This is a genomic window from Vibrio sp. 397 (assembly GCF_033339395.1).
In the GTDB taxonomy this organism is placed as follows: Bacteria; Pseudomonadota; Gammaproteobacteria; order Enterobacterales; family Vibrionaceae; genus Vibrio; species Vibrio alginolyticus.
The window spans coordinates 242,896-263,834 of the sequence record NZ_JAWOUN010000002.1 but is presented as its reverse complement, the minus strand read 5'-3'; the positions used below and the strand labels follow the sequence as shown (position 1 = coordinate 263,834).

Here is a 20,939-nt window from a genome sequence, read left to right as displayed (position 1 = left end):
ATGGCTCAACTTAGCATGCGCCCATGTGGGGATTTTCGAACCACATACAAAAGCGATACGCCAATTTTTGAAACCAAAACCATCAGAAGCCTTGCGATTGCAGGTGTCATCGCCATGCTGGCAGCACCGCTGGTCTTGGATATTTACTTCCTAAACCTGTTTATTCAGATTGCATACCTCGGTATCGCGGCATTGGGCTTAAACATTCTGGTTGGTTTTACCGGACAAATTTCGCTAGGTCACGGTGCGTTCTTTGGCTTTGGCGCCTTTGCATCGGCTTGGCTAAATAACCAGTTTAACATTCCAGTCGTGTTTGCGATTCCGCTCGCGGGTTACTTAACCATGATTGTGGGGATGCTGTTTGGTCTGCCAGCGGCTCGAATTAAAGGTTTATACCTAGCTATCGCAACGTTGGCGGCGCAGTTTATTCTAGAGGACTTCTTTGCTCGCGCAGATTGGTTCAGTGGCGGCTCATACGGTGCAAGCGCGAACCCAATTAATTTGTTTGGCTTGGAGTTTACGACTGACGAAAGCTTCTTCTACATCGCTCTGTTTGCGCTGATCTTCATGTATATGTGGGCATCAAACTTAATCCGTTCTCGTGACGGTCGCGCGTTTGTCTCAGTACGAGATCACTATCTGTCAGCAGAGATCATGGGCATCAACCTAACCAAGTATCGTCTGCTCTCATTTGGAGTGTGTGCATTCTATGCAGGCATCGGGGGGGCACTCTACGGACATTATCTAGGGTTTGTATCAGCAGAAGGCTTCACCATCATGATGTCTATCCAGTTCTTGGCAATGATCATCATTGGTGGCTTGGGTTCAGTCAAAGGCACATTGATGGGGACGATATTTATCGTATTGCTGCCTGAAGTTTTGGAGTTTGGCGTAACGGGGCTTTCAGCGTTTGGTGATACCACCGCTTTCACTGATGGTCTGGCTTACTTCAAAGAGATGGCGATTGGTTTAGTCATCATGCTGTTCCTTATTTTCGAACCTCAAGGATTATCGCATCGCTGGCAACAGATTCGAGCATATTGGAAACACTATCCGTTCTCATATTAACGTGGAATTAAGTGGAATATACCTCAATAACAAGGACAACGAGTTATGAACAAAGGACATTTAGCGACAACGTTGGTGCTGTCATCTGCACTGTTTACTACCGCAACTTGGGCAAAAGATTCTGTGTTTGTCGGGCAATTAGTCGATTTTTCTGGACCAACGGCCTATGTGAGCAAGCCTTATGGTTCTGGCGTGCGAGACGCATTGCGTTGGATTAACCAAAACGGTGGCATTAACGGTACCGAGCTCGAATTTGAAACAGTAGACATGGCGTACAAAGTACCAGTGGCGATTTCCAACTATAAACGTTGGGTGGCGCGTAAAGACATGGTTGCGCTGCAAGGTTGGGGTACGGCGGATACCGAAGCACTTATTTCGTTTGTTACCAAAGACAAAGTGCCGGTGTTCTCTGCTTCTTACTCTGGTCACTTAACTGACCCAACTGGCAAAAACCCAAAAACCGCGAAACCAGCGCCTTATAATTTCTTTTATGGTGCGTCGTACTCAGATGCGTGCCGTGCGCTAGTTAAGTGGGCGAAAGAAGATTGGGAATCTAAGGGCAATCAAGGTGCGCCGAAATTTACGCACATTGGCGATAACCATCCATTCCCGAATGCGCCAAAAGAAGCGTGTGCAGAGTACGCCAAAGAGCTTGGTTTTGATGTGCAAAACCCAGTCGTTGTGTCACTAAAACCAGGGGACTTCAAAGCGCAATGTTTGTCGCTGAAAGAGTCAGGCACCAACTACGGTTACATTGCTAATATCGGTAGCTCGGTTATCTCACTAGTGAAGTCTTGTAACACGGTTGGGACAGAGTTCCAGTACATGGCAAACATTTGGGGCGGCGATAAGCCAGTGCTTGAAGCAGCAGGCGATGGCCTTAAAGATTACGTTTTCCCAGGTATGACAGCGTTTTGGGGAGATGATAATGAAGGCATGAAACTGGTCCGTGAGATTTCTAAGCAGTCTGAATCAGAGCCGGGCGAATTCAGAACTCACCATTACATTCGCGGTATTTGTTCTGCGTTCTATATGAAAGAAGCAATGGAGTGGGCGAAAGACAACGGTGGCATCACAGGTGAAAACATCAAGAAGGGCATGTATGTCCATGACAACTGGGTACCACAAGGCTTAGAAGGTGTTTGTGTCCCTGCGAACTGGAAACCGGAAGATCACCGAGGCACAACAACCGTGAACGTCTTTATGGGCAACAACGATGGCGGCGCAGTTGATATTAAGAAAGTATCTCAGGTGACATTGTCACGTCGTGACGATTGGCTAGGTTACTAATCTACGACTTATTAATAACAAAGCTTACTGAAAATAAGGATGGGTGAGAGAACACTCTCACCCTAGCAAGGAGTAGCTTGATGGCTGAATTAGCAACGAATATCGAACCGGCAGAAATACTGCTTTCAGTGAACAACATTGAAGTCGTCTACGACGAAGTAATACTAGTACTTCGCGGTGTGAGTTTAGAAGTTCCAAAAGGGCAGATTGTGACCTTACTGGGCGCCAACGGTGCGGGTAAATCCACAACGTTGAAAGCCATTTCTGGTTTATTGAAAACCGAAGATGGTGAAGTGACGCGCGGCGAAATCAACTTCATGGGCGAGCGTATAGACAACAAAAGCCCGGAAGAGATCGTCCGTTCGGGCATCTTCCAAGTTATGGAAGGGCGCCGAATTGTTGAAGATATGACGGTAATAGAAAATCTTCGCTTAGGCGCTTATACACGCACTGACAACGAAGTTGAACAAGACATCGAAATGGTGTTTGACTATTTCCCGCGACTCAAAGAGCGCACTGGCCTGGCGGGCTATTTGTCTGGCGGTGAGCAACAAATGTTAGCGATTGGCCGAGCGTTAATGGCTCGACCGAAGATGATTTTGTTGGACGAACCGTCTATGGGGCTTTCTCCACTGCTAGTTAAAGAAGTATTCAGCATTATTAACAAGATCAACAAAGAGCAAGGTATTACCATGCTTTTGGTTGAACAGAATGCCAACTTCGCTCTTCAAGCGGCCGATTACGGTTACATCATGGAATCAGGCAAAATCGTACTAGATGGCAGCAAGCACGAATTGCTAAACAATGAAGACGTAAAAGAATTCTACCTTGGCGGCGGCGATGAAGATCGCAAGAGCTTTAAGAATCTGAAATCTTACAAACGTCGTAAGCGTTGGTTGTAAGGAGCAAGGATGAACGAACTATTTGATGCGAAAGAATCGTTGTCTCTACAGGCGCGAGAAGAGTCGCTGTTTCAACGTTTGCCAGCGCTGATTGAGAATTCGAAAGCCAATAGCGAACATTACGCAGCGCATTTTTCTGAGTTAGATCCTACATTGGCAAACAATCGTGAAGGGCTTGCTCAGTTCCCGATTACACGTAAGTTCAATGTACCTAATCAGCAGCAACTTAAACCGCCGTTTGGTGGCTTAAATAGCGTTGCCATTGGTCAAATGGCGCGTGTTTTTCAGTCTCCTGGGCCTTTATATGAGGCTCAAACGGATGAGGCCGATTTCTGGCGTATGGGGCGCGCGTTTCACGCTGCTGGGTTCTGTGCGGGTGATTTAGTGCATAACACGCTCTCTTACCATTTCTCTCCTGGCGGATTTATTATGGATGGTGGCGCAAGGGCTTGTGGTTGCGCTGTATTTCCGGCTGGAGTAGGCAATACCGAAGCGCAAATAGAGGCAATTAAACAGCTTCAACCTAATGGTTACACTGGTACACCTTCCTATTTGCTGACGTTGCTACAAAAGTACCAAGAGAAATACGATGAGCTGCCTAGCTTTGAGAAAGCTCTGGTCTCTGGTGAAGCGGTTACAGCAGACATGCAACAGATGTTTGAGGAAAAAGGCATTGCAGTCTTTCAAGCCTACGCAAGCGCAGAACTTGGTTTGATTGCTTATCAAGTGTCTGGTGAACAAGGATTAGTGATTGCCGAAGATATTATTGTTGAAATCGTTGATCCTGATGGTGTTCCTGTACAACCGGGAGAAGTCGGTGAAGTCGTTGTAACGTCGCTCGATGAGAAGTTCCCGCTGATTCGCTACGCAACGGGAGATTTATCGGCATACCTAGAGACAAGTTCTGATTCTTCACGCACGAATGCACGAATTAAGGGCTGGATGGGACGAGCAGACTCCGCGGTGAAAGTAAAAGGGCTATTTGTTTATCCGCATCAGATCCAAGAAGTCTGTCGTCGCCACGATATTAAAGGCTCATTGAAAATTGAGCGCGATGGCTTCAACGATGCCATTACTTTCTGTTGTCATGATGTGCATGTATCAGCAGAGGACATTCAAGCAACACTCCAGTCTGTCACTAAACTGAAAGGCAATGTCCAGTTTGTACCGAACCAAGCGGAGCAGCCGTTAATCAATGATCTTCGCAGTTAACTCATTGGTGGCATAAGTGCAGTAGAAAGTGGTTGTCATAAAAAACTAACAACGTCAGACAAAAGGCTAGAAAAGGGATACCACATTGCGCTGCGTATCCCTTTATTTTTTACTACCGCAATCAGGGAGCGGGTAAATGAAACAGGCACCAATGATTAACACACAATTCTGGGATGATTTGTTTATCCGAGGCACTATGCCTTGGGATGCACAATCGACACCTCAAGAACTCAAGGATTATCTCGACAATTCACTTCATGTAGGCCAGTCAGTGTTTATTCCTGGGTGTGGTGCCGCTTATGAACTGAGCACTTTTATTCAATATGGGCATGACGTGATTGCGATGGATTACAGCCAAGAAGCGGTAAAAATGGCGCAATCAGCGTTAGGTAACTACAAATATAAAGTCGTATTGGGTGATGTATTTAATGCCGATTTTTCTCAATCGTTTGATGTCATTTACGAGCGGGCCTTTCTCGCAGCACTACCGAGAGATATGTGGTCAGAATACTTTTCGATGGTGGATAAATTATTGCCAAGCGGAGGTTTTCTAATTGGTTTTTTCGTCATTGATGATAATTACCTATCACGCTTCCCTCCATTTTGTTTGCGAAGTGGGGAGTTGGCATCTTTTCTAGAGCCCACGTTTGAACTTGTGAAGTCCTCAGTGGTGGCAAACAGTGTTGAGGTTTTTAAAGGCAGAGAGCAATGGATGGTGTGGCAGAAACGTTAGTCGTCACTGAGACTTCTTTAGAAAGTATTCGCGAAAACTGTCTGGTTCTTTGTGAATCGCTGATACATAAGTCTTCACTCTATGTCTGATGGAATGCTCACATAGTTTGTCGGTTTGTGTGAAACATTAATTTCTCGTTGCTGGTTTAAGTTGTTGAGATATCTCTAACAGCGGTTGAGTGGTTGAGTTTATTGCTGGCACGGGTTATGTGCTCAGAGCGTAAAGCGACAGATCAGCATCGATCCGAAAGGTAGTAGAACGTCTCTTACTGATCTGTCTATTTCATGCTTATACTATTTTAGGTTGACCATCTGATGCGGTGGCGCCGCCGTCTACAGGTAGGTTTACGCCATTAATGAAAGATGCGTCATCACTTGCCAAGAAAGTCACGACAGACGCAATTTCTTCAGGTTCGGCTGCTCGGCCAAGCGCAATGCGCTCATTGAATTTATCGCGGATGTCCTGCGGCCAGCCGTTTGTCATGTTGGTTTTTACTAAACTTGGGCATACGGCGTTAATTCTTACCCCATCCGCACCATGGTCCAATGCCATCGCTCGGGTAAGGTTCACCACTGCGCCTTTACTCGCGCAATAGAATGCGGCACCCCAGTCACCACCCAAACCGGAAACGGACGCGGTATTTACCATACAACCTTTCGTTTTTAAGAGTTCAGGCAAAGCAAACTTCGCGCAATAAACAACACCATCAATGTTTACACCAGAGATCTTCTTCCAGTCTTCCACACTACCTTCAATCACTGAACCAGGGACATGTACGCCAGCATTGTTTACTAAAATATCCAGTTTACCGAAACGGGTAACAACATCAGAAATCAGTGCTGCGACTTTGTCTGGATCAGAAACATCAATGGAATGCGCAGACACGCGCTGTTTATCAAAGCCCTCAACGGCGTTTGCCAATTGCTCTTCATTCCAATCGGCAAGAGCGACGTTTGCGCCTTCTTCATACAAACGTTTTGCGATGGCCAAACCAATACCATTGGCAGAACCAGTGACGAGTGCGACTTTATTTTTTAATCCTCTCATGCGATTTCTCCTTCGAAACTTACAAAAACGGGATCTTGATTTTTCTCTGTGCGCGGCAACATCAGTTTGTCGTTGTCGCTGTAATCTACGGGGATAGCCACCACTGCTGGTCCTTCAACGTCCATGGCTTTATTCAATGTCGGTAGCAATTCGTGTTGACTAGTCACTGCGAAGCCTTTCGCGCCAAATGATTCGGCGTACGCCTTGAAATCAATTGGTCCAAATTTCACACCAGAGCAGCGCTGATATTTGTTGATCTCTTGCATTTCTACCATGTTGTAGGCGTTATCAACCCACACAATATGGACGATATTGCAGTTCAGTCTAACCGCGGTTTCTAACTCCATGCTCGATTGCATAAAACCGCCGTCTCCCGATATCGATACCACTTTGCTACCAGGTTTTAGTAGGCTGGCACCAATGGCCCATGGTAGTGCAACGCCCATTGTTTGTTGGCCGTTAGACACCAGCATTTGGCGAGCTCGAAAACAACTTAAGTAACGAGCGATCCAGATGTGGAAGCTCCCCATATCAAGACATAGCGTGGTATCTGGTGTGATGATAGATTGCATGGCTTTAATCAGTGCCAGTGGATGAAATCCTTGCTTGTGATAGACATTGGGATAGGTTTTGATCACTTGCCGTTGCAGTGCTACCTCTTCCAGTACTGAAAGTGCCGTTGGGGAAAGGCGGGCATATTCAGAGATATAGCTGCCCATCTTGTCTAATGACTGCGCAATGTTTCCGACGATTTCAACACAAGGCTGATAATTAAGTTGGTATTCTGCCGGTTCAATATCGAGGTGAATCACTGGATTGCGGTGGCTGTTCCAAAGCTCAGGGTCATACTCTATTGGGCTAAAGCCGATGGTGAGAATTAAATCGGCGTCCCGCAGTAAAACATCGCCAGGTTGGTTATTAAACAAACCGACACGCCCAGCAAAGTGATGATAGTAATTGATGTCTACCGTGCCGGCGGCTTGGTAAGTGCCGACAACGGGTAGCTGCGTATTTTGAAGAAATCGGGCGATAGCAGCAGCGTTTTTACTGCGGCTCGCGTGAAGGCCAAGTAAAACCACACAGCGCTTTGCTTTACTGATTCGACTGACCGCTTCTTCGATTGCTGCGATGTCTGCGCAACCAGGCTGTGTGTAAGGCGAGGGGACAATAATGTCCGTTTGGGTTTGCTCGGATAAAACATCTTGGGGGAGACTCAAAAAGCAAGCCCCAGGACGACCTGACTCTGCGATACGAAATGCGTTCGCCATGATCTCGCTTGCGGCGTCCACATGCTGCACTTCAGCACTGAACTTAGTTATAGAGCGAAAAATACTGACGGTATCCATGCTCTGGTGTGTTTGTTTTTGCTGGTCAGTTCGTTTCACCGCACCACCGATAGCAATCAGCGGATCGCCTTCGGAGTTTGCTGTTGCCACTCCCGTAACTAGATTTCCACAGCCAGGGCCTGACGTAACCATGGTGACGCCTGCTTTGCCGGTTAGTCTTCCCATAACGCCCGCCATAAATGCGCCGTTAGCTTCGTGGCGTACCGGAATCATTTGGATGTTAGTGTCTTCAATCGCATCGAACAGTCGATCGATTTTTGCACCGGGAATACCGAAAATGTACTTAATGCCGAGAGACTCTAGCTGTTGAGCGATCAACTGAGATCCATTTTTATTTGAAGGTTTGGATTGCATTTGTTGTCCTTATTATTTGCCTGACTTTGTTACTTTTCCGCCTTTTCTATGGCGGTATTTATATCTTCCGGAGCCAAATTGGCGTTGAGGAAGTCTGTCGATACCGGGGTATCAATCACTAGCCGCGAGACTTTGCCAATCTGGAGGAACCCTGACGAAATGCTGTAATCCTGAATATGACCACCTCCTTGGCGGTCATCGGTAATAAAGTGTTCGTGATAGCCGGGCACATTGATGCCAGTCGTATATTTAGGACTGCGAAAGCCGGCGACCACGCCTTGCTTATGCGTGAAGCGGAACGTTGGTTGTTCTTTGACCACTTCAAGCATTGGCCGATAAGGGCGTGTTTGTTTAGGTACGGTGCGAGTACGAACTGAATCGAAAACGCCATCAATGCGCACTGCGCAAAATAGGTTATCGCTTGGAACCATCTCGTCTATGATGCTATGGACTTCATGACGTGACATGCGCGATGTCAGTGGCAGCTCGATATCAGGCTTAAAAAAAGTCATGACAGCAAAGGGCGTTTTTTGCGCCAGGTCTGCCGGGTTTGCGGAGCCATCCGACTTGAGTTGAAAAACTTCCTTATCAAACGCAATCAACTCACCATCCAATTCATTGAACGTACCTAAACCAAAATCCCCATGTTTCAGCAGTTCTTCTATGGTTGTTGAGCCTTCGTAAACACCAGCGATCAAAGCACTCATTAACGAAGTCTGATAAATCTCACCATCTCCGGTAACGTGATGGTATTCAGAAAATTCTTTCGCTACTTCAAGCGAACAAGCACATAGAGGGTTATAAAATCCACGCATGAGTAAGACCAGTTATGCAATGAAGAGTATATTTAGATTGACTTCTACACGGCGCTAAATCCAATATAAAAAAGATTTATTTTGATATGGAAAATATATGGAATTTCGCTACCTGAAGTATTTTGTCGCGGTCGCCGAGACTCGTCACTTTACCCGAGCAGCTGAACAGTTAGGGATTGCGCAACCTCCTTTGAGTCAACAAATCAAAAAGCTAGAGCACGAGCTTGGCGTGGACTTATTTAAGCGCTTGTCTAGAGGAGTAGAACTGACCCATGCAGGGCAAGTCTTTTATACGGATGCGGTAAATATTCTTGCTGATGTGGAACGCGCTAAAGCAAAAGCCCGACAGATTGCCCGTGGTGAAAATACGCAGGTTAAAATTGGGTTCGCGACGTCAACATCAACCTGCATTAAGGTATTGGAGAGGATTGGGCGTATTCAAGAGAATGGGGTTCATTTACAGACGGCGGAACTATCAATGCCAGAGCTTGCCACTCAGTTAAAAAGCAAACAACTTGATCTCGCAATCATGCGGCTACCCTGTTACGCCAGTGAGCCTTTTGAGCATAAGGTGTTGTTTAACGACCCGTTTGTCGCAGTGATTCCGGCGGGCCACGAACTGGCAAAATATCCCTGTATCCAGATGAAACAGTTGAGAGGCCATAAAATTTTACTGTTTCCACGAGAGACTGGACCCGCATTGTTTGATGGCATGAGCACACTTTTTGCCGACGCAGGAGTAAGGCTCGAACCACAGTTCGCAGCACCGCAACTTCGTACGACGATTGCCATGGCGCAGGCCGGGTTAGGTATCGCTCTCGTACCGCGCTCACTGGCTGAACATCTCGATGATTCCGCGACAGTCGCCGAGATTGATGATATCCCTCTCACTAGTCGTGTTGTTGTTGCTTGGGAGGCATCTAATCTCAATAAACAAGCGTTAAAAGTAGCCATGCACATCGGTCATGTTGAGGCTTAAAGATGAGTCATATAGCCAGTCGATTCTACCCAACGAACAAAACTTACTGAAGATTGCGATTCTTTTGTCGTATATATTACCTACAACAAGTTGAATTGATAGCTGAACTCTCGTTTCATCGAGATGATAATGACGAGGAACTTGATTTAATGCATGGTTAAACAGTAAGGATGACGGATGATTAAAGCACAAATATATGATGTATTTTGTGATGAGTTAGCTCAAGGTAACCCATGTGGCGTTGTCGAACTAAATCACTGGCTGAGTGATTCTGAGTTACTTCAAATCACTCACCAGGTCGCTCAACCTGTTACATCATTTATGGTTCAGTCTGGCAGTGACTACCACATTCGCTGGTTTAGCCTAGAAGGAGAGATAAACCTATGCGGACACGGAAGTTTGGGCGCAGGCACTGCAATCATTTCCAACTATCATCAGAATGAGGTCATTCTAAAAAGTCAGTATGGCCATATTACCGTTACTGAACTTGATGGAATGTACAGGATCGTGATGCCAAGTTGGCAAGCCAAGCCTCATGCCATCCCCTTGGGTATTTCAGGCTTTTCCAATCGCCCAGTAGATGCTTTTACAACGCGTGATTTGGTTGTTGTTCTTGAATCAGAGGATGATGTTGTTCGCTATCAACCTAACTTTGATGAGCTGATTAAAATTGATGAGTTTCATGCGGTCATCGTGACGGCTCAAAGTTCTGATAGTAGCTATGTGCTGCGTTACTTTGCACCTAAAATCGGTATTTCAGAAGATCTTGCCACAGGTTCGGCTCAGTGCTCATTGGCGCCTTATTGGTTTGAAAAGCTAGGCAAAGAAAAATTGACGGCTCGTCAGCTATCTCGTGCTGGTGGTTATTTTGAAGTGGCTCGCGGTTTAGAATCTACGATCGTATTGTCTGCACACGTGAAAAGTCGGACTTGAATGTAAACGCCTCTAGCTCTTACACAAGATCTAGAGGCATCCATTTTTTATTGACTTAAAAGTGCCGAGCTAAGATTTTAACCCTGCAGCGGTCATCATGACGCGAAATAACATAGACACTAACCCTAATGCAGCGACGCTAACGACCCATATTCCAATCATCCAAGCCCATTGGCGGCACCAATTTTTGATTTTCATACTCACTCCTTATCAACTCGTTAATGGTACGCTTCGCCTTCTTTTACTTTTCCGGAGAAGACGTAGTAACTCCAAAAGGTGTAAGCCAGAATGATCGGGATGATGATCACTGCTCCAACGAGCATAAAGCGCTGACTGCTTGCAGGAGCCGCTGCTTCCCATATTGATATGCTAGGAGGAATGATATTTGGCCAGATACTGATGCCAAGCCCAGCGAACCCGAGAATCACGATCACCAATGCCATCACGAAAGGGCTGCGCTCTTTTCGCTTTTTTACGGAGTCGGCAATCTTCAAACAGACCAGCCCAGTAATGACAGGTACCGGCAGTAAGTAGAACAAATTAGGCAGAGAAAACCATCTTTCCGCAATGGCAGGGTAAGCAAGTGGGGTCCAAGCGCTCACAATGATTAATGCGGAGATCATCGCCAGTAGTGTTTTGTTAGTGAAGCGATACATCGTGTTTTGCAGTGCACCTTCCGTTTTCATGATGAGCCATGTGCTACCGAGCAGCGCGTACGTTGCGACTAAACCCAAACCGCAAAAGATGGGAAAAGGGGTGAGCCAGTCTAGTTGGCTACCCACGAAAACGCGGTTTTCCACCGTAAAGCCCTGAATTACCGCGCCAACAACGATGCCTTGGAAAAACGTGGTTAAAATCGAGCCGACCATAAAAGAGCGGTCCCAGAACTTTAAGTGGTTTTCCAATGCTTTAAAGCGAAACTCAAACGCTACGCCACGAAAGATCAAAGCAATCAACATCAACGTCAAAGGGATGGTTAGCGCTTCAATAATTACCGCGTAAGCCATGGGAAAAGCGCCAAATAGAGATGCGCCTCCAAGTACAATCCAAGTTTCGTTACCGTCCCAAACAGGCGCGACACTGTTGACCATGACGTCTTTTTGCTTTTCATCCTTGATGAAGGGCATCAGTACTCCAATACCCAAATCGAAGCCATCCATGATGATGTACATCAAAGTGGCAAAAACGATGATCGCGAACCAAATCACGGATAAATCAAAATGCATATTCTCTACCTTAACTTTGTGACAAATTCTAGATGCGGCCTGAAACGGTCGTCATGTCGTGCTCATCGTGCTCGATTGCATCGGGACCTTTCTTGATTTGGTGGATCATGTAGTAATACCCAAAACCAAACACCAAGCTGTACACAACAAGGAAACACAGCAGGCTGATGCTCATTTGTAGGTCTCCGTGTGCAGAAACCGCATCACGCGTTTTTTGTACGCCATACACGACCCAAGGTTGTCGACCAACCTCTGTCGTAAACCAGCCAGCGAGTATTGCGATAAGGCCAGATGGCCCCATAAATAATGAAAATTTGAGGAACCAACGCGAGGTATAAAGCGTGTTCTTTTTTCGTAACCACATGCTGTAGAAGCTTTGAAAAATCATCAGAAGTCCTAGCCCGACCATGATTCGAAATGACCAAAAGACGATAGGTGAGTTCGGTCGTTCCTCTTTCGGGAAGTCTTTCAGCGCCGGGATTGGCTCAGTTAAACTGTGGCGTAGGATCAAACTTCCTAGAACAGGAATTTCTAAGGCATAGTCTGTGCGTTCTTGTTCCATGTTTGGCATGCCGAACAAAATCAATGGGGTTGGTTTGCCATCACTGTTATCCCAATGTCCTTCGATGGCAGCGATTTTGGCGGGCTGGTGTTCCAGAGTGTTTAGCCCATGCACATCGCCAATCACGGCTTGGAGTGGCGCAAGGAACACTAAGATCCCGAGCGACATCGAAAACATGGTTTTTACCGCAGTCGATTGATTGCCTCTCAATAAATGCCAAGCGGCTGACGCGCCTACAAAGAGTGCTGAACTGACAAAAGCCGCGACGCTCATGTGCGCCAAACGATAAGGAAATGAAGGATTGAAAACGATAGCAAACCAGTCGGTTGGCACCACACGTCCGTCGACAATTTCATAGCCTTGTGGCGTTTGCATCCAACTGTTGGAGGCGAGAATCCAGAACGTCGAAATGATCGTGCCTAACGCCACCATCGAGGTTGCAAAAAAGTGCAGCTTTTCGCCGACGCGACGCCAACCAAACAGCATCACGCCAAGAAATCCAGCTTCGAGAAAGAAAGCCGTTAACACTTCATAAGTCAGTAATGGGCCAGTGATAGAACCAGCGAAGTCGGAGAAACCACTCCAGTTGGTGCCGAATTGATAGGCCATGACAAGGCCAGATACAACGCCCATCCCAAAGTTAACCGCAAAAATTTTCGACCAGAAGTGATAGAGCTTTTGGTAATCGGGATTACGTGTTTTTAGCCATAAGCCTTCCAGCACGGCGAGATAGGTGGCCAAACCTATGGTGATAGCGGGGAAAATAATATGAAAGGATACCGTAAAGGCGAACTGTATCCGTGCAAGCATAAATGCGTCGAGGCCAAACATTAAACTTCCTTTGATCTTTTAAGTTTTATGAGAGAGCTATTTTAAAAGGAGCGGAATGAGGGAAGTAGGTACAGACAGTGACTATAAATCTATAACAGATTAAATATTGAAGTGTTATTATTTTGAATTCAGCTTTATGGAGGGGGATTCGCGTGTGGCGAAGTATCAAGAGTTAGTGGAACAGCTTAAAAGGCAGATAAAATCGGGGATATGGCATCCGGGTGACAAGCTGCCTTCTCTGCGTCGCCAATCTGAACACTCGGGTTTAAGTTTGATGACGGTGTTGCATGCCTATCAAATTCTAGAATCTCAAGGCTGGGTGACGTCACAGCCGCGCTCTGGTTATCGAGTCGCTCCCAATATTAAGAGTTCAAATGAACCCCAAGCGCCAGCCGCGGTTTCGTGGACAGAGCAGGTAGACATCAATGAGTTTATCTTTGATGTTCTGCAGGCGAGTAAAAATCCATCCATGATCAATTTTGGCTTTGCCTATCCAGATCCAAGTTTGTACCCACGATATCACGTGAATCGGGCGATGAGCGCAGCCGCTCGCAATATGCCGATTTCTACCGCCTTTGATAACTTACCGCCGGGAAACGAACAATTACGTACCATCATTGCGAAGCGTTATGCTGCGAAAGGCATTGAAATTTCACCCGATGAAATTGTCATTACGGCAGGCGCGCTGGAGGCGTTAACGCTCAGTTTGCAAGCCTGCACAAGACCGGGAGATTGGGTGGTTGTGGAGTCGCCTGCATTCTATGGTGCATTGCAATCCTTAGAGCGGTTAGGTTTGAAAGCGCTCTCAGTAAGAACAGACCCAGTCACGGGCATTGACCTAGATTCATTGGAACGAGCGCTGCAAACACACGATGTGAAAGCATGTTGGCTGATGTCGAACTTCCAAAATCCTCTGGGTTTTACGCTCACCAACGAGAAAAAACAAAAGCTGATTGAGCTGACACAGCGATATAACGTGCCAGTGATTGAAGATGACGTGTACAGCGAACTGCATCCAGGGAATGACTCGGTTTACCCACTAAGAATGTTTGATGACACGGGCAATACCATGTTGTGCTCCTCGTTTTCAAAATCGTTAATCGCAGGGCTACGTATTGGTTGGGTTGCGGCGGGAAAGCGGGCGCTAGAGGTACAAAAGTTACAGTTAATGAGTACATTAGCGACGAGTGCACCAGTGCAAATGACATTGGTACACTATTTAACAAGCCGCAATTATGAATCTCATTTGAAGCAGTTACGGAAAAAGCTGTTTGAACGTAAAAGTAAGATGACGGTTCTGCTTAGTGAGCTGTTACCTGAAGCAGTCAAAGTGTTAAGCCAAAGCGGTGGGTACTTTATTTGGTTAGAGCTTCCCAAGCATATTGATGCCTTGCAGATATATCGAGAAGCGCTAAAAGGTAATATCAGCATCGCACCGGGAAAGATGTTCAGCCTGACAGAACAATACGATCACTGTATTCGTCTTAACGCTTCTTTTGAGCTCAATGACAAATATGTTCATGCTCTCAATCTGCTCGCTAATATTATTCGCGAGCATTTGGCGAAATAGCGACTTTCTTCAGTTTTTTGGTTTAATGGAGCGCGCCGGATTTCCAACAACTCGATCGCCCGGCGCAACGTCTTTGGTTACGACAGAGCCAGCGCCGACGACGGCCTCATCGCCAATGGTCACGCCCGGCAGTATGATTGCGCCCCCACCAATCCAAACGTTATTGCCAATTGTTACCGGTTTGGCGATCTCATCTCCGGCTAAGCGTCTTTGTGTATCGAGTGAATGAGCGGCTGTGTAAATTTGCACTCTAGGCCCAATCATGACGTTCGCGCCAACCTCAACCTGCCCATTGTCCAGAATAATGGCATCCCAGTTGATGTAGGTGTTTTCTCCGATGGACAAGTGACAACCGTAGGTAAGTTGTAGCGGTGGCTCTATACAGGCGCTGTTTTTTAATTGGACGCCCATTTCCGCCAATAGTTGTCTACGGATATCTGGGTTTGGCTCGTGGTTAAATTGGAAGACAAGCTGCGCAGTTTTGGCGCGCATTAGCTTTAGTTCTTCATCCAGACAATTATAGGTTTCTCCAGAGCGCATCCGAGTCAGTTCTGACATAACAATCATTCCATCAATGTTATTTGCAATAAGGTGCATAATAGGTGAGAGTGATTCGAAGTGAAAATTTGATGCTTAAAAATCAGAAAGTTATCACTGATTTGCCTTGCGTATCCAGTTGGTTGATTGGCTCGTTTAGTTCACAAAGACGTATTCCCTAAATGGCTTAATCGGTTGAAGCCAAAGTGGGAAACCACTCGAAGCGTTTTACGTAGATTACAATATAGTTAATAAGAAGAACTTAATTGAGCCGCTGCGCTATCGATTGATCCAAAAATTTATGACTTATGCGCTCTGGCTTGCTGGCAACGATGAATCAAGAGTGAGCACTTTATGTTCGAACGGGTCATTTCATTTTTAGAAACAACACTGTTTACCTTTAACGAACAACCTATCACGTTGTGGGCGATATTGATGGTGCCGACATGGGTGATTGTCGCTTTATGGTTGTCCAAAATTTTAATCAAAACCGTTACGTCAAGAATGTCCTCATCGGGGAAAGATCCAAACGTTATTCATTTGGTTAAACGGATATTATTTGTCATCGCTCTAGCCATTATTTTTATGACCACACTTTCGATGATCAATGTGCCAATCACCGCGTTCGCCTTTCTGTCTGGTGCCATCGCTATCGGCTTCGGTTTTGGTGCGCAAAACATCATTAACAACTTCATAAGTGGCTGGATTTTGATTGGTGAAAAGCCAATCCGAATTGGGGACTTTTTAGAGGTTGAGGGCGCCAAAGGCACTGTCGAGCAAATAAATACACGCTCAACGAGAATCAGGCGAACCGATGGTGTTCATATGCTCATACCCAACAGTCAGTTGATTGAGAACGTGGTGATCAACTGGACGTTATGCGACAGATTAGTTCGTGGCTCTGTCGTCGTCGGTGTCGCGTATGGGAGCGATGTCAAACAGGTTGCTGCCTTAATGGCGGAAGTGACTTCGCAGCAAGCGCAAGTTCTGAGTTCGCCAGCGCCAGATGTGTTTTTTCAAGACTTTGGTGACAATGCTTTGATCTTCGAATCTTATTTTTGGATTAACTCAACGGTTGAGGGCGGTATTCGCTCGGTCGCAAGTGCCATGCTTTTTGAAATCTACGAAGCTTTCGAAAAGCACGGCATTGAAATCGCGTTTCCACAACGAGATGTGCACATTGATGGGCAAATCAAGTTGTCTAGGGAGAGAAACGGATAGGGCGATAAGCGGTATTGGTGTTCTTATCTTGGTGTCGAGTAACCATAGCGAGGCGGTCACAACACGGATTCACCTCGCTAGAAACAAGTTTGAAGGCGTTATTGGTTGTCCCACATGACTTCGCATTCTTCTTTGATTGCTGATTTTAGCAACTCAATCAGTGGAAACGCTCTGCGTCCTAGGCTTACCGCGGGCTCTGCTTGTTCTTCCTCTTCGTCTACATCAGTAGGGAGGTTTTCTTCAGCTGCATTTTTCGCAGATAGAGCAGAAGTTAATCTTGATAGCGCGTCAGGAACATCTTGAGCGGAAATTGATCCCGGCACCGTGCCGCTGTGACCCATCATTTTGAGCATATCTAATGCAATATCACCAAACATTGTGACGTTTGAGTGGCTTCGACAACGAAATGTTATGAGCATTTACCTGATCCTGTTTTATATGTTCGGTTTGAAACTAAATTGTAGCTGAAATCAGATACTAATTAATGTGATGAAGACCGTTGAGCGTTAAGGTTTTTATGAGTAACAACAAAAAACGGGCACGTACGTCTGCATGCCCGTTGAAATACATTACCTGATTGGTTGTTGATGATTTACAAGCTATACGGATCGCCCAGAGCTAATGCGACCCTAGAAGCAGGAGACTTTCCTAACGCACGGCAAATTTGCCAACCCGCTTCATTGATGACGCCAAGGTCAACGCCTGTTTCAATCCCAAGTTGCTCACACAGATAAAGTACATCTTCCGTTGCAACATTGCCACTGGCTCCTTTCGCGTAAGGGCAGCCGCCGAGCCCCGCTACTGCGCTATCAATGGTGTTGATGCCCATTAACAAGGCTTGGTAGATATTGGCTAATGCTTGTCCATAAGTGTCATGAAAATGTACTGCGAGCGCGTCTTTTGGCAGTAGCGTTAACAACGAATCCAGCATGGCGATAACGCGATTAGGCGTTGCTTTACCGACAGTATCACCGAGCGAAATCTCATAACATCCCATATCAAACAACGTATTGGCGACCTTGGTAGTTTGCTCTGGCTTGATTACTCCCTCATATGGACACACCATGGTACAAGACAAGTACCCGCGTACAGGAATGTTGTGCTGGTTCGCCAATTCGATAACGGGTTCAAATCGAGCGAGACTTTCGGTAATGCTGCAGTTGATGTTCTTCTGGCTGAACGTTTCTGAAGCGGAGCCAAACACCGCAATTCGCTTTACACCGCTTTCCAGCGCACGTTCTAACCCTGCGAGATTTGGTGTGAGCGCGCTATAAACCACTTCAGGCTTTTTTGAGATACTAGCAAACACCTGATCGGAATCGGCCATTTGAGGCACCCACCTTGGAGAGACGAAAGATCCAGCCTCAATATGCTTTAAGCCACTGCTGCTTAGTTGGTTAATCAAACGGATTTTATCAACCAGCGTCACTGCCGTTTCATTTTGCAGACCATCACGAGCGCCGACTTCGACGATATTAACCTTCGCTGGTAGCATATTCGCGCTCCTTATCTTCACTGACGTTATCCGATATCAAAGACAAATTCAGCAGGATGGAACCGTGCTGTACTTGGTCCCCGTGCTGATAAAACAATTCGTCGACTTTTGCTGCTACCGGAGCCGTGATGGTGTATTCCATTTTCATTGCTTCGAGTACCAAAAGCGGATCGCCCGCCGCCACTTCGTCACCTTTAGCCACCATAACTGCTGAAATTATGCCGTTGAGTGGTGCGGTTGGACTTAGTTCATCATCTACATCTTTTGCAGAGTGAAAGTCAGGTTGATGAGCGAACGTGCGCTGCTGACCAAGATAAAATAGTGTTGTTCTTTGTTCATCGCTAAGTGCATTAAAGGTGTAACGCACATTATCAATATCGACGATAAACTGGTTGTCACTTTCAAGCAGGATGACCTGATGCAGATCCTCGCCGCATCGGACAGTGAAGTGAGATCCTGTATCTTGCGATGATTGTTGCAAACGTACCTGATGGTTGGCATTGGCATCCGTGAAGTTAAATCGGTAAACGTTGTCAACCGACAGTCTAAAACCTCGTTTGGTTGGCGCGGGTAACGTTGAGCTGTCTGATTTTGAAATCAGATCATTCCAGCGAGCAACCGCCGCCAATGTAAGCCAGATTGAATCCGAGACGTCTTGCTGCTCATTTATGCCTTGTTGATGTGTGACGAGGAAACCTGTATCAAGCTCAATCTCGGCAAAGGCTGGCTGCGAAATAATGCTGTGCAGATAACCAATGTTTGTCGTTACGCCACGTACGTGATATTGAGTTAACGCCTGCTTAAGCTGCTTTAGAGCGATATCACGAGTTTGCCCCCAGACGATCAGCTTGCTGATCATTGGATCGTAATATTCGCTGATGCTATCGCCTTGGGTAACACCGCTATCAACTCGTACGTGCGCTAGGCGCACATTACTATCTGATACGGGTTCTTTTAAGTAGTCAATGTGGCCAGTCGACGGCATAAAGTCATTGTCTGTATCTTCTGCGTAAATTCGCAGCTCAATTGAATGACCGTTGTGGGTGATTTCAGATTGCGAAATAGGTAAATGCTCGCCAGCTGCGACTTTGAATTGCCACTCCACCAAATCAACGCCGGTGATCAATTCAGTGACAGGGTGTTCAACTTGCAGACGGGTATTCATCTCCATGAAGTAGAATTGACCTCGGCTATCGAGTAAAAACTCTACCGTGCCCGCGCCAACATAGTCGATCGCTTGAGCGGCCTGAACCGCAGCTTCACCCATTTGTTTACGCAGTTCATCACTAAGACCGGGAGCTGGTGCTTCTTCGACTACTTTTTGGTGACGACGCTGAATGGAACAGTCACGATCAGAAAGATAGACACAGTTGCCATGTTGGTCAGCAAAGACCTGAATTTCAACGTGGCGCGGTTGCAATATGCATTTTTCGACAAGAAGCTGCTTATCGCCAAAGCTTGAAAGTGCTTCACGCTGCGCACCGTCAATGGCTAACGGTAGTTCGGCTGCGCTATTGACCACTCGCATGCCTTTACCGCCACCACCTTGAGTCGCTTTTAGCATCACCGGGTAACCGATTTTTTCCGCTTCTGCTAATAAATGCTCTACGCTGTTGTCTGTGCCGTGATAGCCCGGAACCAATGGTACGTTCGCCTCTGACATGATGGCTTTGGCTTGCGACTTCGAACCCATTGCTTCAATTGCGCTGGTGGAAGGGCCAATAAAAACAATGCCATTTTCGCTGCACACTTTCGCCAGTTTCGGGTTCTCGGAAAGAAAACCATACCCAGGGTGGATAGCATCGGCTTGCCATTTTTTCGCAGCGCCGATAATCGCATCGATATCGAGATACGATTCACTCGCAGGAGCGGGGCCAATGAATTCAGCGAAATCCGCTTGTTTAACATGTAAGCTGCTGCGATCCGCTTCGGAATAGACGGCTACCGTCTCGATAGCCATGCTTTTTGCGGTTTTAATGATTCGGCAGGCAATTTCACCGCGGTTTGCGATCAGTATTCTTTTAAACATGATTCCTCCAATTGGCGGCGCGCTTTTCAAAAAATGCAGCTAGTCCTTCTTGTCCTTCACTGGACACGCGAGCGGTTGCAATAGCTTGGCTGGTGTATTCAATTAATGAATGATCGATAGGTTGGTTATCACAGCGTAAACAAAGTGCTTTTGCAGCCTGCATGGCTTGTGGACCGTTGTTGAGCAGGTGATCAATGGTGCGATTGACGGCTTCACGTGGTTGAGAGTCTATCTGATGAAGAATACTCATCGATAGTGCGGTTTCGGCATCAATCAGTTCCGCGGTTAAAAAGTAGCGTCGGCTTTGTCGTTGTCCAATCGCTCGAATGACGTAGGGTCCGATTGTCGCGGGTAACAAACCGAGTTTCACTTCACTCAAACAGAAGCGGCTTTCAGGTGTACCGATAGCGATATCGCAGCAGCAGATAAGCCCAAGTGCGCCGCCAAATGCAGCGCCATGCACCATAGCAATGGTTGGTTTGCTAAAGGTATCCAGTTTGTGCAAGAGCAACGCTAACTGCTGTGCATCTTGCAGATTTTCCCCCTCGGTTTTGGTGGCCATTGACTGCATCCAACCAAGATCCGCACCCGCAGAAAAGTGTTTACCTTGCGCCGTTAGTACCAATGCACGTAGAGAGTTGTCTCTCTCAAGTTTTTCCAAGGTGTCGATAAGTGAAGCAATTAATTCATCATTAAACGCGTTGTGTTTCTCTGGTCGATTGAGGCTCAACCAAGCAACGCCATTGCTGTCTTTTTCAAGCAGTAGTCCGGTCATGTGACTTCCTTTGT

At 46.5% G+C, this 20,939-nt stretch carries 20 protein-coding genes; 9 read left to right on the top strand and 11 right to left on the bottom strand.

Going from position 1 to position 20,939, the window contains the following annotated elements:
* The 5 genes from R7P36_RS04210 to R7P36_RS04190 all read left to right on the top strand — a co-directional run bounded on the left by R7P36_RS04210 (window position 1) and on the right by R7P36_RS04190 (window position 5,205).
* The gene (locus R7P36_RS04210) at window positions 1–1,068 is read left to right on the top strand and encodes a branched-chain amino acid ABC transporter permease (protein ID WP_213886131.1); all 1,068 of its coding nucleotides are present in this window, start codon (window positions 1–3) and stop codon (window positions 1,066–1,068) included.
* Window positions 1,069–1,113: 45 nt separating this feature from the next.
* Complete coding sequence (locus R7P36_RS04205) at window positions 1,114–2,358, top strand: ABC transporter substrate-binding protein (RefSeq protein WP_005373285.1); 1,245 nt, start codon at window positions 1,114–1,116, stop codon at window positions 2,356–2,358.
* Between the two features lie 80 nt (window positions 2,359–2,438).
* Entirely contained in the window at window positions 2,439–3,260 is an 822-nt protein-coding gene (locus R7P36_RS04200) for an ABC transporter ATP-binding protein (RefSeq protein ID WP_005373283.1), read from the top strand.
* A gap of 9 nt (window positions 3,261–3,269) precedes the next feature.
* Complete coding sequence (locus R7P36_RS04195; protein WP_017633694.1) at window positions 3,270–4,472, top strand: phenylacetate--CoA ligase family protein; 1,203 nt, start codon at window positions 3,270–3,272, stop codon at window positions 4,470–4,472.
* Between the two features lie 136 nt (window positions 4,473–4,608).
* On the top strand, window positions 4,609–5,205 hold the full coding sequence (locus tag R7P36_RS04190; RefSeq protein WP_213886130.1) for a methyltransferase domain-containing protein: 597 nt from the start codon (window positions 4,609–4,611) through the stop codon (window positions 5,203–5,205).
* A gap of 288 nt (window positions 5,206–5,493) precedes the next feature.
* On the opposite strand, the gene R7P36_RS04185 is transcribed toward R7P36_RS04190, so the two are convergent.
* Genes R7P36_RS04185 through budA form a run of 3 tightly spaced genes read right to left on the bottom strand, consistent with a single transcriptional unit; the run spans window position 5,494 to window position 8,767 of the window.
* The gene (locus R7P36_RS04185; RefSeq protein ID WP_005373277.1) at window positions 5,494–6,252 is read right to left on the bottom strand and encodes an SDR family NAD(P)-dependent oxidoreductase; all 759 of its coding nucleotides are present in this window, start codon (window positions 6,250–6,252) and stop codon (window positions 5,494–5,496) included.
* Window positions 6,249–7,952, bottom strand: a complete 1,704-nt coding sequence (gene alsS, locus R7P36_RS04180; protein WP_213869872.1) for an acetolactate synthase AlsS — start codon at window positions 7,950–7,952, stop codon at window positions 6,249–6,251. The genes R7P36_RS04185 and alsS overlap by 4 nt, the downstream gene beginning before the upstream one ends.
* Before the next feature lie 29 nt (window positions 7,953–7,981).
* Window positions 7,982–8,767, bottom strand: a complete 786-nt coding sequence (budA, locus tag R7P36_RS04175) for an acetolactate decarboxylase (RefSeq protein ID WP_017633685.1) — start codon at window positions 8,765–8,767, stop codon at window positions 7,982–7,984.
* A 97-nt stretch (window positions 8,768–8,864) separates the two neighbouring features.
* On the opposite strand from budA, the gene R7P36_RS04170 reads away from it, so the two are divergent.
* On the top strand, window positions 8,865–9,746 hold the full coding sequence (locus tag R7P36_RS04170) for a LysR family transcriptional regulator (RefSeq protein WP_047101317.1): 882 nt from the start codon (window positions 8,865–8,867) through the stop codon (window positions 9,744–9,746).
* Between the two features lie 177 nt (window positions 9,747–9,923).
* Window positions 9,924–10,679: a PhzF family phenazine biosynthesis protein gene (locus R7P36_RS04165; protein ID WP_318122021.1), complete on the top strand. Its 756-nt coding sequence runs from the start codon at window positions 9,924–9,926 to the stop codon at window positions 10,677–10,679.
* Between the two features lie 69 nt (window positions 10,680–10,748).
* Here the strand turns inward: R7P36_RS04165 and R7P36_RS04160 are convergent, their stop codons facing one another.
* The 3 genes from R7P36_RS04160 to R7P36_RS04150 are packed head-to-tail and all read right to left on the bottom strand — an operon-like array spanning window position 10,749 to window position 13,298.
* On the bottom strand, window positions 10,749–10,877 hold the full coding sequence (locus R7P36_RS04160) for a DUF2474 domain-containing protein (RefSeq protein WP_074190543.1): 129 nt from the start codon (window positions 10,875–10,877) through the stop codon (window positions 10,749–10,751).
* 20 nt (window positions 10,878–10,897) lie between these two features.
* Window positions 10,898–11,905: a cytochrome d ubiquinol oxidase subunit II gene (cydB, locus tag R7P36_RS04155; protein WP_213899179.1), complete on the bottom strand. Its 1,008-nt coding sequence runs from the start codon at window positions 11,903–11,905 to the stop codon at window positions 10,898–10,900.
* Window positions 11,906–11,933: 28 nt separating this feature from the next.
* Entirely contained in the window at window positions 11,934–13,298 is a 1,365-nt protein-coding gene (locus R7P36_RS04150) for a cytochrome ubiquinol oxidase subunit I (RefSeq protein WP_005477080.1), read from the bottom strand.
* A 136-nt stretch (window positions 13,299–13,434) separates the two neighbouring features.
* Here R7P36_RS04150 and R7P36_RS04145 point away from each other — a divergent pair, with 136 nt between their 5' ends.
* Window positions 13,435–14,868: a PLP-dependent aminotransferase family protein gene (locus tag R7P36_RS04145; RefSeq protein WP_213899235.1), complete on the top strand. Its 1,434-nt coding sequence runs from the start codon at window positions 13,435–13,437 to the stop codon at window positions 14,866–14,868.
* 9 nt (window positions 14,869–14,877) lie between these two features.
* Here the strand turns inward: R7P36_RS04145 and R7P36_RS04140 are convergent, their stop codons facing one another.
* Window positions 14,878–15,426: a sugar O-acetyltransferase gene (locus tag R7P36_RS04140; protein ID WP_025767897.1), complete on the bottom strand. Its 549-nt coding sequence runs from the start codon at window positions 15,424–15,426 to the stop codon at window positions 14,878–14,880.
* 333 nt (window positions 15,427–15,759) lie between these two features.
* On the opposite strand from R7P36_RS04140, the gene R7P36_RS04135 reads away from it, so the two are divergent.
* The gene (locus tag R7P36_RS04135; RefSeq protein ID WP_213899178.1) at window positions 15,760–16,626 is read left to right on the top strand and encodes a mechanosensitive ion channel family protein; all 867 of its coding nucleotides are present in this window, start codon (window positions 15,760–15,762) and stop codon (window positions 16,624–16,626) included.
* Window positions 16,627–16,724: 98 nt separating this feature from the next.
* Here R7P36_RS04135 and R7P36_RS04130 read toward each other — a convergent pair whose 3' ends face one another.
* The 4 genes from R7P36_RS04130 to R7P36_RS04115 form a co-directional block, all read right to left on the bottom strand.
* Complete coding sequence (locus R7P36_RS04130) at window positions 16,725–17,045, bottom strand: DUF1840 domain-containing protein (protein WP_005373256.1); 321 nt, start codon at window positions 17,043–17,045, stop codon at window positions 16,725–16,727.
* 173 nt (window positions 17,046–17,218) lie between these two features.
* Window positions 17,219–18,121: a hydroxymethylglutaryl-CoA lyase gene (locus tag R7P36_RS04125; protein ID WP_213899177.1), complete on the bottom strand. Its 903-nt coding sequence runs from the start codon at window positions 18,119–18,121 to the stop codon at window positions 17,219–17,221.
* A complete protein-coding gene (locus R7P36_RS04120; RefSeq protein ID WP_318099301.1) occupies window positions 18,102–20,150 on the bottom strand; it encodes an acetyl/propionyl/methylcrotonyl-CoA carboxylase subunit alpha in 2,049 nt (682 codons plus the stop codon). The genes R7P36_RS04125 and R7P36_RS04120 overlap by 20 nt, the downstream gene beginning before the upstream one ends.
* Window positions 20,143–20,925 (bottom strand): enoyl-CoA hydratase-related protein, encoded by a 783-nt coding sequence (locus tag R7P36_RS04115; RefSeq protein ID WP_213899175.1) that lies wholly within the window; start codon window positions 20,923–20,925, stop codon window positions 20,143–20,145. Before R7P36_RS04115 ends, R7P36_RS04120 begins: the two co-directional genes overlap by 8 nt.
* Between the last annotated feature and the right edge of the window lie 14 nt (window positions 20,926–20,939).